The sequence below is a fragment of the Pseudolysinimonas sp. genome, from assembly GCF_031389465.1.
GTDB lineage: Bacteria > Actinomycetota > Actinomycetes > Actinomycetales > Microbacteriaceae > Pseudolysinimonas_A.
The window spans coordinates 1-11,741 of record NZ_JANMSQ010000025.1 but is presented as its reverse complement, the minus strand read 5'-3'; the positions used below and the strand labels follow the sequence as shown (position 1 = coordinate 11,741).

Below are 11,741 nucleotides of genomic sequence, written 5' to 3'. Positions count from 1 at the left end.
TAAAGCCGAAACCCTTTTCGGCGTTGAACCACTTCACGGTTCCACTGGGCATTGCGTACTGCTTTCTTGCGTAAGACTCCGGCGATCGGAGCAACTGTGGATTGACGGTAGCGGACGATCGGAACGTTGTCTCCCCCCGCGGACAGAACTTCATACAACTGAAATATGGCGAAAACTAGAGCAAACGGGCGGCGAGCCAGGCGGCGCCGAGGATGCCGGCGTTGTTGCGCAGTTCGGCGGGAACGATCGGGGTGCGCAGCTTGAGGAGTGGCAAGAACTGGTCGGCTTCCTTCGAGACGCCTCCACCGACGACGAAGAGGGTCGGCGAGAACAGCATCTCGACGGTTTCGTAGTAGCGCTGCAAGTACTTCGCCCAGCGGGCCCAGCTGAGGCGACCGCGTTCCTTGGCGGCGAACGAGGCTCGACGTTCCGCATCGCGGCCATCGATTTCGAGGTGCCCGAGTTCGGTATTCGGAATGAGCACGCCGTCGTAGAGCAGCGCGCTGCCGATTCCTGTGCCGAGGGTCGTCATGATGACGAGGCCGCGCCGATTTCGCGCCGCCCCGAAGTGCAGTTCGGCGACGCCCGCGGCATCCGCGTCGTTGACGAAGACGATGTCGCGGCTGAGGGTCTGCTCGAATAGCGCCTCCGCGGGCAGGCCGATCCAGCGCTTGGATACGTTCGCCGCCGACATCGTGCGGCCACCGATCACCACCGCGGGGAAGCAAACACCAACCGGGACCTTGCCCGTGTCGTCGCCGAAACGTTCGACCATCGCCGCCACTTCGGCGACGATGTCCGCCGGCTCTCCGCCTCCCGGCGTGGGGACTTTGATCCGTTCGCTCACCAGCTCGCCGGTCGTGACGTCGACGAGCGCGCCTTTGATGCCGGTGCCGCCGATGTCGATTCCGATCGCGAGGCTCGTCGTCGCCATGTCTGCATCCTGCCTCATGGCAGCGTCAGGACCTCGGAGCCGCGCTCGGTCACCACGATCGTGTGCTCGAACTGCGCGGTCAAGCGACGGTCGCGGGTCACCACAGTCCAGCCGTCATCCCATTCGTCGGCGTCGATCGTGCCGGGGTTCTCGGGGGTGCCGATCGTCAGCATCGGTTCGATTGTGAAGACCATCCCCGGCTCCATCACCGTGGCGTGGGCCGGCGCCGAGTCGTAGTGCGGCACGATCAGTCCGGAGTGGAAAGCCTCGCCGACCCCGTGTCCGGTGTAGTCGCGCACGACGCCGTACCCGAAGCGTTTCGCGTAACTCTCGATCGCACGACCGATCACGTTGATCTCCCGGCCGGGTGCGACCGAGCGGATGCCGCGGGTCAGCGCTTCCCGGGCGCGTTCGATCAGGTCGGCGGCTTCGGGTGCGATGTCACCGACCCCGAATGCGGCGCACAGGTCGCCGTGCATCCCGTCGACGAACGCGGTGATGTCGACCTTCACGATGTCGCCGTCGAGCAGCACCGTGTCGTCGGGGATCCCGTGACAGATCGCCTCATTGACCGAGGTGCAGATCGATTTCGGGAACCCGCGGTAGCCCAGAGCCGAGGGGTAGGCGTCGTGAGCGACGAGGAAGTCGTGGCCGACGGCATCCAGCTCGTCGGTGGTCACACCGGGGCGGATGGCGGCCGCGACCGCGTCGACGGCCTGCGCGGCGATGCGTCCGGCCGCGCGGATGCGTTCGATTTGCGTCGCGTCGTAGCGGTCGTCGCCGGTGTACGGACGAGGCCCGGGGCGGCCTACGTACTCGGGGCGGGCGATGCGGTCGGGTACTCGGCGCGATGCTCCGACGCGACCCGGGATGAGGTGTCCGAGGTCATCGCGAGGCATGATTCGAGATTACCGAGCGTAGGCTCTCGGCATGAGCGAGTGGTGGTACAACCACAAGACCGGCGAAGTCGAGGAGGGGCCACAGTCCCTCGGATCCGACCGCGACGGACCGTTTGCGAGTCGCGAGGATGCGGCCCGCGCCCCCGAGATCGCGCAAGAGCGTGCCCGGGCCTGGGCCGCTGAGGACGGCGCCGAAGAGCTCTAACCCGCAGGGCACCCGATCGGGGGCGAGAAGACTCAGCGCCCGGCCCGGCACACTGAAGCACGGGGGTCAGGATGTCGTTCGACGCGGGGTGGTATGCCGATCCGAGAGAGCCCGGGCGCCTCCGCTGGTGGGATGGAGCGACCTGGACGGCGACAACGGCTCCCGTTCCGAGCCCCCAGGCGCCGGCCGGGTCGCCGCTGCCGCAGTACGGCGCCGCCCAGGATCAGCGGTGGAACCCTGTCGATCTCCTGGTCCCTGCCGAGCGGACGATGGCGACCCGGGCCCTTGTCTGGGGCATCCTTTCGATTCCGCTCTTTCTCGCGTTCCCCGTGCCGCTCCTTGCCGTCGTGTTCGGGGTCATCGGGCTGTCGCGCGCTCAGCGGCTGGAGCGACAGGGCGGTGACGCGGTCGGGCGTCGACGTTCGATCGCCGGGATCGTGCTCGGCGGGATCGGCGCGCTCCTGCTGATCGCCCTCGTCGTGTGGGCCGGGGTGAGTTCGCGCTACTCGTCGTAGGAGTGCTCGGGAGCCGGGTAGGCGCCCGAGGCGACGTCTGCGGCCCACGTGGTGGCGGCATCCCCGAGTACCTGGGCGATGTTGGCGTATTGCTTGACGAACTTCGGGATGCGCCCGGTCGTCAGACCCGCCCAGTCGGTCCAGACCAGCAACTGGCCGTCGCAATGCGGCCCCGCTCCGACGCTGATCGTCGGGATCGAGAGCTGCTCTGTGACCCGTTTCGCCGCGGCGTTCGGCACCATCTCCAGCACCACGGCGAACGCCCCGGCGGCCTCAACAGCCTTCGCATCCGCGAGCAGCGCTTCGACGCCCGACTCGCCACGACCCTGGATGACGTGCCCGCCGAGCTGGTGTTCGCTTTGCGGAGTGAACCCGATGTGCGCCATGACCGGGATCCCCGCCGACACGATGCGCCGAATCTGTTCGGCACTGCGCACGCCGCCCTCGAGTTTCACCGCGTGGGCGCCGGTCTCCTTCATGAAGCGGAAGGCGGTGTGGAGGGCTTCGTCCGATGACGTCTCGTACGAGCCGAACGGCATGTCGGCGACCACGAAAGCGCGCTTCACGGCGCTCGCGACGCCGCGAGTCAACGGGATGAGGTCGTCCAGCGTGACGGGCACCGTCGTGTCGTAACCGAGCACGTTGTTGCCCGCCGAGTCGCCGACGAGCAGAAAGTCGATGCCGGCCTTGTCGAAGACCGCAGCAGTGAGCATGTCGTACGACGTGAGGCCGGTGATCTTGATGCCCTGCTGCTTCGCGTTGGAGAAGTGCCGGGTGCGAACGCGTTTGACGACCTCGTCTGCCATTGCTCCAGGCTAGTGCTGGGCGGGCTAGCCCGCCGGGCGCGAGGTGATCGGCAGGCGGCGGTCGCGACCGAACGCCATTCCCGAGACCTTGGGACCGATCGCGCCCTGGCGGCGTTTCCATTCGGCGCGGTCGACGAGTTTCGCGACGAACTCGACGGTGGTGCGGTCGAAGCCGAGGGCGATGATGTCGTCGCGCCCGAGTCGCTGAGTGACGTACCGCTCAAGGATCTCGTCGAGAACCTCATAGGGGGGCAGTGTGTCCTGGTCGGTCTGGTCGGGTCGCAACTCGGCGCTCGGCGGCTTGCTGATCGAGTTCTCGGGGATCGGGGGAGTCTCGCCGCGTGCGACGGCGTGCTCGTTGCGCCAACGCGCGAGCTCCCAGACGAGCGTCTTCGGCACGTCCTTGATCGGCGCGAAGCCACCAGCGGTGTCGCCGTAGATCGTCGAGTAGCCGACCGAGACCTCGGTCTTGTTGCCGTTGGTGAGGGCGAGGTGTCCGTTCCGGTTGGATTCCGCCATCCAGAGCATGCCGCGCACCCGCGCCTGCACGTTCTCGGCGGGAACGCCCGTGAGCCCGAGCTGCTTCTCGATGACCGCGACGATGTCGCCGATCGGCTCGACCCAGTAGTGGAACCCGATGCGCTGCGCCAGATCAGCGGCATCGTCGACCGAGCCCTCCGAGGAGTACCGGGAGGGCATCGAGATGCCGTAGACCCGGTCGGCTCCGATCGCATCGGCAGCGATCGTGGCGCAGACGCTCGAGTCGATACCGCCGGATACTCCCAACACGACCGAAGGGAAGCCGTTCTTCTCGACGTAGTCACGCAAGCCCAGCACGAGGGCGTTCCAGAGCTGCTCGCGGTCGTCGGGGAGGACCGCGACATCCGTCTCGAGCACTCCCGCCTCGTCGCCGCGCGCCTCGATCTCGACTCGCAGCACGTCGGCGGGCGGCTCGTGGTCGGGTTGCGCGGGAGCCGGGTCGACATCCACGACAAGCAGGTGCTCGCGGAACTGCGGCGCGCGCCCCAGGATCGCGCCCGTGCCGTCGACGACGACCGAGTCGCCGTCGAACACGAGATCGTCCTGGCCGCCGACGAGGTTGACGTAGGCGACGATCGTGTCGGTCTCGACAGCGCGCCGCGTCACGAGCGGCAGGCGTACCTCGTCTTTGTCTCGCTCGTACGGCGACGCGTTGAGCACGAGCAGTAGCCCGGCGTCGGCGTCGAGCACCCGCGCGACCGGGCCGCCATCGCGCCAGAGGTCCTCGCAGATGACGACGGCGACATCCACTCCTTTCATGCGCAGCACGAGCAACTCGTCGCCCGGAATGAAGACGCGGTACTCGTCGAAGACCGAGTAATTGGGCAGGTGGTGCTTCGCGTAGCGCGCCCGGATGGCACCGCCCTGGATGACGGAGGCGCAGTTCTGCGCGATCGCGGTGGGGGCGTTCGAGGTGCCCAGCAGGCGCGGTTCGAAAGGCCCATCGGGGTGACCGATCACCACGACGAGGTCACCGAGGCCCTCCGCGACCAGCCGCGCGGGCAGAGCCTCGAAGGCGGCGCGGGCGGCGCGCAGAAAACTCGGTTGCGCCGCGAGGTCTTCGATCGGGTAGCCGCTGAGCGCCATCTCGCCGGTCAGCAGCAGATCGGCGCCGGCATCCCAGGCCTCCCGGGCGGCCGCGACGATCTTGTCGGTGTTACCGGCGAAGTCCCCGACGATCGGATTGGACTGCACGAGCGCCAATCGCAGACGAGGCATGTTGCTAGCCTAATGACGGTCGAGGATCAACCGTTTCGCCGTTGACAGTGAGGCCGCTCCCGAGAGGACACCGTGGACAAACAGCGCGACTTCGTTCTTCGCACCATCGAGGAGCGCAGCGTCAAGTTCGTACGCCTGTGGTTCACCGATGTCGTCGGGACCCTCAAGTCGGTCGCCCTGGCACCCGCCGAGGTCGAGGGCGCGTTCAACGAGGGCGTCGGATTCGACGGCTCCGCGATCGAGGGACTGTCCCGTGCCTACGAGGCCGACATGCTCGCCTTGCCCGACCCGTCGACCTTCCAGATCCTGCGCTGGCGCGGCGAGGTCGACCCGACGGCGCGCATGTTCTGCGACATCACGACTCCCGACGGCCAGCCGGCCATCTCTGACCCGCGCAACGTGCTCAAGCGCGCGCTTGCGTCGGCGGCCGACCGGGGCTTCACGTTCTACACCCACCCCGAGATCGAGTTCTATCTCCTGAAGTCGAGCAAGCTCGAAAACGGCCTGCCCGTTCCCGTCGATTCCGCGGGCTTCTTCGACAACGTGCCCGGCGGAACCGCCAACGACTTCCGTCGCCGCTCGGTGAGGATGCTCGAAGACCTCGGCATCTCCGTCGAGTTCAGCCACCACGAGGCCGGTCCTGGGCAGAACGAGATCGACCTGCGCTACGCCGACGCCCTGACGACGGCCGACAACATCATGACTTTCCGTACCGTCATCAAAGAGGTCGCCATCGAGCAGGGCGTCTACGCGACATTCATGCCCAAGCCGCTGACGGCGCACCCCGGGTCGGGCATGCACACCCACATGTCGCTCTTCGAAGGCGACGCCAACGCGTTCTTCGACCCATCGGGTCAGTACCAGCTCTCGACGATCGGCAAGCAGTTCGTGGCCGGGCTCCTGCGCCACGCTCCCGAGATCACCGCGGTCACCAACCAGTTCGTCAACTCGTACAAGCGCCTCTGGGGCGGTGATGAGGCGCCGAGCTACCTGACCTGGGGCCACAACAACCGGTCGGCCCTCGTGCGCGTTCCGCTGTACAAGCCCGGCAAGGGCCAGAGTGCACGGATCGAGTACCGCGCGATCGACTCGGCGGCGAACCCGTACCTGTCATTCGCGCTGCTGCTGGCAGCCGGGCTCAAGGGCATTGAGAACGGGTACGAGCTGCCTCCCGAGGCTGAAGGCGATGTCTGGAGCATGACCCCCGCGGAGCGCAAGGCGCTCGGCTACGGCAGCCTGCCGGCATCCCTCGATCATGCCCTCAGCCTGATGGAGGAGAGCGAGCTGGTCGCCGAGACGCTCGGTGAGCAGGTCTTCGAGTACGTGCTCGCCAACAAGCGCCGCGAATGGGCTGGATACCGCGCCCAGGTCACTCCGTTCGAGCTCGAGAGCAACCTCGAGATTCTGTAACGCACCCGCTTGCGGGGAAAGCACCACATGACGCGGACGACGACGACGCTCACCGAGCTGGCGAGGCTCGGCTTCGCCGACCTCGGTGCGGCCCGCGATGCGCTCGAGGCGATGCCGGATGCGGTCGCCCCGATGTTCGCCCTCGCCGCCGATCCCGATCAGGCCCTGCGATTGCTGGGGACGCTGCGGGTGTCCGCGGCGAAGCCGGTGGCTGCGCTGCTGAAGGACCCCGCGGCGACCGAACGCCTCATCCGGGTTCTCGGGGCGTCGGCAGGTCTTGCGACGTTCCTGGAACGGCATCCGGAGCGCCTCGCCGTTTTCGCCGATCCGCTTGCCGGTCCAGCGGATTCCGCGACTGTCGGTCGGGTGCTGCTCGCTGCGGTGGAGGGGACGACGGGCGAGGCGGCCTGGAACGCGCTGCGCGCGGCGTATCGCGCCGAACTCGTTCGTCTCGCGGCGTGGGATCTCGAGGAGCCCGACGGGGCGCTGGTCGTCGGCCGGGTGGCGGCGGGGCTCGCCGACCTTGCCGGGGCGGCCCTCGACGCCTCGCTCGCGCTTGCTCGGCGCTCCACCCGGTTCCCGGCCGAGGAGGCCGCCACGACGCCGCTCGCGATCATCGGGATGGGAAAGTCGGGCGCTCGCGAACTCAACTACCTGAGTGACGTCGACGTCATCTTCGTTACCGACGGCGGCGACCGCGAGGTGGAAATCGCGACGGCGCTCGCCCGCGAGACGATGCGGGGCATCGCGGAACTCGCGGTCGAACCGCCGCTGTGGGAGGTGGATGCCAATCTTCGCCCCGAAGGCAAAGACGGCGCGCTCGTGCGAACCCTCGAGTCGCACCTCGCGTACTACGAGCGGTGGGCGAAGTCGTGGGAGTTCCAAGCCCTGCTCAAAGCCCGTCCGCTCGCCGGCGACCTCGACCTCGGTGAACGCTACGTCGACGGCGTCGCGCCGCTCGTCTGGTCGAGCGCGGCCCGCGAAAACTTCGTCGAATCGGTGCAGGGCATGCGTGAGCGGGTCACCGCGCACATCCCGCCCGACGAGGTCGACATCCAGCTCAAGCTCGGGCCTGGCGGCCTGCGCGACGTCGAGTTCACCATCCAGTTGCTCCAGCTCGTCCACGGGCAAGCCGATCCGGGAGTGCGTCAGCGTTCCACCCTCGACGCGCTGCTAGCGCTGGCCGAGCAGGGCTACATCGGTCGGGTCGAGGCGGCCGAGTTCGCGCGCGACTACCGGTTCCTGCGCTTGCTGGAGCACCGCATCCAGCTATCCCGGATGCGGCGCACCCACCTCATGCCGCGCGAGGAGGGGCAGCTTCGGGTGCTCGCCCGGGCGACCGGGTTCGCCTCGACGGCCGACGGGGTTGTCGAGGAGTGGCAGAAGGTCAAGCACGAGGTACGGACGCTCCACGAGCGGCTGTTCTACCGCCCCCTGCTGTCGGCTGTCGCCGCACTGCCCGACGACGGCTACGCCCTCACCAGCGAGCAGGCCGAGGCGCGTCTCGCGGCGATCGGATTCGGCGACCCCCGCGGCGCGCTGCACCACATCGCGGCGCTCACCGCCGGCGTTTCCCGTCGCGCGCAGATCCAGCGCAACCTCCTGCCGGTGATGCTCCAGTGGTTCTCGGAGGGAGCCGATCCCGACGCTGGGCTGCTGGCCTTCCGGCGGCTCTCCGACGACCTGGGCGAGGCGTACTGGTTCCTGCGGATGCTGCGCGACTCGTCGGGGGCTGCGCGGCGGCTTACCGAGGTGCTCTCCGGCTCGAAGTTCGTCGGAGTGTTGCTCGAGCGCATCCCCGAGGCGGTCGTCTGGCTCGAGAACGACGGCGAACTCGCCCCCCGATCGGCGGCGATGCTGCTGGAGGAGACCTCGGCGACTGTGGCCCGCCACTGGGATGACCAGGATGCCGCCGCCGTCGCCTTGCGCACCGCCCGCCGGCGCGAGGTGTTGCGGCTCGCCCTGGGTGCCATCCTCGGGGTCATCACGGTCGGGGAACTCGGCAAGGGGCTCAGTGACATCACCACGGCGCTGCTCACCGGGGTGCTCGCGCTCGTGCACCGCTACGGCGACGGCATCGAGTTCGGTATCGTCGCGATGGGTCGCTATGGCGGCGCCGAGCTGGGCTTCGGCAGCGATGCCGACGTCATGTACGTCTACCGGGCCGCCGGGGTCGACGACGAGGAGGCGCAACGCCGCGCGGAGCACATCGTGCACGAGCTGGCTCGCCTCACCGAAGACCTGAGGCTTCCGCTCGACCTCGACCTGGGTCTGCGTCCGGAAGGTAAGAACGGGGCGATCGCGCGCTCCCTCGACTCGTACCGCGCGTACTACGCCCGCTGGTCGCTCACCTGGGAGGCGCAAGCGTTGTTGCGCGCCCGGGGTGTCGTCGGCGACGCCGGCGTGCTCGCCGCATTCGAGCAGCTCGCCGATGAGATCAGGTACCCGACAGAGATCTCGCCCGCCGACGTGCGCGAAGTGCGGCGCATCAAGGCGCGCGTCGAATCCGAACGCCTTCCGCAGGGTGCCGACCCGGCACGGCACCTCAAGCTCGGGCGGGGTTCGCTCTCGGATGTTGAGTGGTTCGTGCAACTGCTGCAGCTGCAGCACGGAGCGTCGGTGGCGGGGCTGCGCACGACGTCGACGCTTTCAGCTCTTGCGGCGGCGGTGTCCGCCGGATTGGTGCCCGCTGAGGATGCCGAGAAGCTGCGAGCCGCGTGGATCATCGCCTCCCGCGCCCGCTCGGCGATGACCCTCTGGACGGCGAAGACTGCCGACGTGCTGCCGACCGACCGTCAGCAGCTCGAGGGCGTCGCACGACTTCTCGAATACCCGCCCGGCAGCGCGTCCCGGCTCGAAGAGGACTACCTCCGCACCACCCGACTCGCCCGGCAGGTGTTCCAGCGGCAGTTCTACGGCGACGCGTGAGCTGCCTCGATGAGAATTCTCTCCTTCCGCGTTCACCCGCAGGTCGTGTCGGCGACCCCCTGAGTTCACCGGAGCTGCCGAGGGTACAGAAGTGACTCGACTCCGCAGCGCCGCGCTCGCCGCGGCCACCCTCATCCCGTTGACCGCCCTCGCCCTCGCGCCGCTGCCGGTCGCTGCCGAAGAGGAAGCGACGCCCGTCTTCTCGTTCGTCGGCCGCTACGCGAACGGCGGAGCAGAGGTATCCGCCGTTCTCGGCAACAAGCTGTTCGTCATCGGTGAGGGAACCACCCTGGATGTCGTGGACATCAGCGACCCGGCACTTCCGGTGCTACTTCGAACCGTCGATCTTGCCGCGTACGGTGCCTCGATCAGCTCCGTGGCCACGACGCCGACCGGAGTCGGGGCCGCACGCGTGGCGGTGACCCTTCCCGCCGCAGACAAGACCGCGCCGGGCACCGTCGTGCTGCTGAACCCGGGCGGTAGCCCGCTCCGCAGCGCACAGGTCGGCGCGAACCCCGACATGGTGACCTTCGACGAGTCGGGGGAGCGCGTGCTCGTCGCCAACGAGGGCGAGCCCGACTCGTATGCGCCCAAGGACGACGCTGAGGGTTCGGTGTCGGTTGTCGACGTCGCCCTCCTGCTCACCAAGAAGACCGCCCCGTCCGCCGTCACCACGATCGGTTTCACCGACTTCAACATCGGCGCATCCCGGCACGACGAGCTTCCCCTCGGCACGCGCGTCTTCGGGCCGGGCGCCACCGTCGCCGAAGATCTCGAGCCGGAATACATCACCGTCGACGGGGACCGCGCCTACGTCACCCTGCAGGAGAACAACTCCATCGCCGAACTCGACCTGGTGACCAACTCGGTCGTCGCGATTCGTGCACTCGCCCTCAAGGACCACAGCCTGCCGGGTAACGGCCTCGACGCGAGCGACCGCGACAGCGCCATCAACATCCGCAACTGGCCGATCTTCGGGGCCCCGCTGCCCGACGGGATCGCCTCGTACACGATCGACGGCGAGACCTACCTGATCACGGCGAACGAGGGCGACGCGCGCGCCGACTGGCCGGGCTACGCAGAGGAGCGTTCCTTCGCGCAGCTGAAGCCGCTCCTCGATCCTGCGGAGTTCACTCCGGCCGAGATCGCGGCGCTGGAGCAGCGGGCCGCACTCGGTCGACTCAACTTCACGCGTGCGTCGGGCGACGCCGACGGCGACGGCCTCTACGAGCAGCTCGTCGCGTTCGGCACACGGTCGGTCAGCATCTGGGCGACCGACGGAGAACTCGTCGGCGACACCGGCGACGACCTCGAGCAGGCGACAGCCGTCGCGATCCCGGGCAACTTCAACGCCACGAACGATGCGAACAACTTCGACAACCGCAGCGACAACAAGGGTCCCGAGCCCGAGGGGGTCGCGGTCGGCGAGATCGACGGCCGCAGCTACGCGTTTGTCGCGCTCGAGCGCCCGGGCGGGTTCGCCGTCTTTGACGTCACCGACCCGGGCGCGCCGACGCTCGTGCAATACGTCACGAGCCGCGACTTCACGGTCAGCCCGACCTCGGGTGCGACCGACTCGGGCCCGGAGGTCATCCACTTCGTCGCGGCGACCGACTCGCCGACGCGAGTTCCCCTGGTGATCCTGAACAACGAGATCTCGCACACCGTCGCGATCTTCTCCCTCGCGCCGTAGGTCTCTCTCGGCAACGCAAAGGGCCGCGCTCCCGAAGGAACGCGGCCCGTTGCGTGAAGCGTGAGATCAGACCCCGAAGTACAGCTCGTACTCGAAGGGGTGCGGACGCTGCGCGAAGGGGAGAAGCTCCTTCTCGCGCTTGTAGTCGATCCAGGTGTCGATCAGGTCTTGCGTGAACACGCCACCCTCGAGGAGGAAGTCGTGGTCGGCCTCCAGCTCGCGCAGGGCCTCGTCGAGCGAGCCCGGCAGCTGCGGGATGTTCTGGGCCTCCTCGGGCGGGAGCTCGTAGAGGTCCTTGTCGACGGGCTCGTGCGGCTCGATCTTGTTCTTGATCCCGTCGATGCCGGCCATCAGCTGCACCGCGAACGCGAGGTACGGGTTGCCGGAGGCGTCGGGCGCGCGGAACTCGATGCGCTTGGCCTTCGGGTTCGTGCCGGTGATCGGGATGCGGATAGACGCCGAGCGGTTGCCGGCCGAGTACACGAGGTTGACGGGGGCCTCGAACCCGGGGATGAGCCGGTGGTACGAGTTGACCGTGGGGTTCGTGAACGCGGCGAGCGAGCGCGCGTGCTTCAGGATGCCGCCGATGTACC

General features: G+C 68.2%; 9 protein-coding genes and 1 pseudogene. 5 read left to right on the top strand and 5 right to left on the bottom strand.

The features are described from left to right. Positions 1 to 175: 175 nt before the first annotated feature. The gene (gene ppgK, locus RMO30_RS00885; protein ID WP_309708256.1) at positions 176 to 934 is read right to left on the bottom strand and encodes a polyphosphate--glucose phosphotransferase; all 759 of its coding nucleotides are present in this window, start codon (positions 932 to 934) and stop codon (positions 176 to 178) included. Positions 935 to 948: 14 nt separating this feature from the next. Next, positions 949 to 1,833 (bottom strand): type I methionyl aminopeptidase, encoded by an 885-nt coding sequence (gene map / locus RMO30_RS00880; RefSeq protein ID WP_309708253.1) that lies wholly within the window; start codon positions 1,831 to 1,833, stop codon positions 949 to 951. 31 nt (positions 1,834 to 1,864) lie between these two features. Between map and RMO30_RS00875 the strand changes: the two genes are divergently transcribed. Both RMO30_RS00875 and RMO30_RS00870 read left to right on the top strand, forming a co-directional pair. After that, the gene (locus RMO30_RS00875) at positions 1,865 to 2,038 is read left to right on the top strand and encodes a methionine aminopeptidase (RefSeq protein ID WP_309708250.1); all 174 of its coding nucleotides are present in this window, start codon (positions 1,865 to 1,867) and stop codon (positions 2,036 to 2,038) included. Between the two features lie 71 nt (positions 2,039 to 2,109). Next, positions 2,110 to 2,553: a DUF2510 domain-containing protein gene (locus RMO30_RS00870; protein WP_309708248.1), complete on the top strand. Its 444-nt coding sequence runs from the start codon at positions 2,110 to 2,112 to the stop codon at positions 2,551 to 2,553. Here the strand turns inward: RMO30_RS00870 and panB are convergent. Both panB and RMO30_RS00860 read right to left on the bottom strand, forming a co-directional pair. Then, a complete protein-coding gene (gene panB / locus RMO30_RS00865) occupies positions 2,541 to 3,359 on the bottom strand; it encodes a 3-methyl-2-oxobutanoate hydroxymethyltransferase (protein ID WP_309708246.1) in 819 nt (272 codons plus the stop codon). The genes RMO30_RS00870 and panB overlap by 13 nt on opposite strands. Before the next feature lie 24 nt (positions 3,360 to 3,383). Further along, a complete protein-coding gene (locus RMO30_RS00860; protein WP_309708244.1) occupies positions 3,384 to 5,117 on the bottom strand; it encodes an NAD+ synthase in 1,734 nt (577 codons plus the stop codon). Positions 5,118 to 5,189: 72 nt separating this feature from the next. Here RMO30_RS00860 and RMO30_RS00855 point away from each other — a divergent pair, with 72 nt between their 5' ends. The 3 genes from RMO30_RS00855 (at position 5,190) to RMO30_RS00845 (ending at position 11,148) form a co-directional block, all read left to right on the top strand. Further along, entirely contained in the window at positions 5,190 to 6,527 is a 1,338-nt protein-coding gene (locus RMO30_RS00855) for a glutamine synthetase family protein (RefSeq protein WP_309708242.1), read from the top strand. Between the two features lie 27 nt (positions 6,528 to 6,554). Continuing rightward, complete coding sequence (locus RMO30_RS00850) at positions 6,555 to 9,455, top strand: bifunctional [glutamine synthetase] adenylyltransferase/[glutamine synthetase]-adenylyl-L-tyrosine phosphorylase (RefSeq protein WP_309708240.1); 2,901 nt, start codon at positions 6,555 to 6,557, stop codon at positions 9,453 to 9,455. Between the two features lie 91 nt (positions 9,456 to 9,546). Beyond that, positions 9,547 to 11,148: a choice-of-anchor I family protein gene (locus tag RMO30_RS00845; RefSeq protein WP_309708237.1), complete on the top strand. Its 1,602-nt coding sequence runs from the start codon at positions 9,547 to 9,549 to the stop codon at positions 11,146 to 11,148. A 66-nt stretch (positions 11,149 to 11,214) separates the two neighbouring features. Here the strand turns inward: RMO30_RS00845 and RMO30_RS00840 are convergent. Continuing rightward, positions 11,215 to 11,741 (bottom strand): annotated as a pseudogene (locus tag RMO30_RS00840) (type I glutamate--ammonia ligase); the annotation flags it as partial.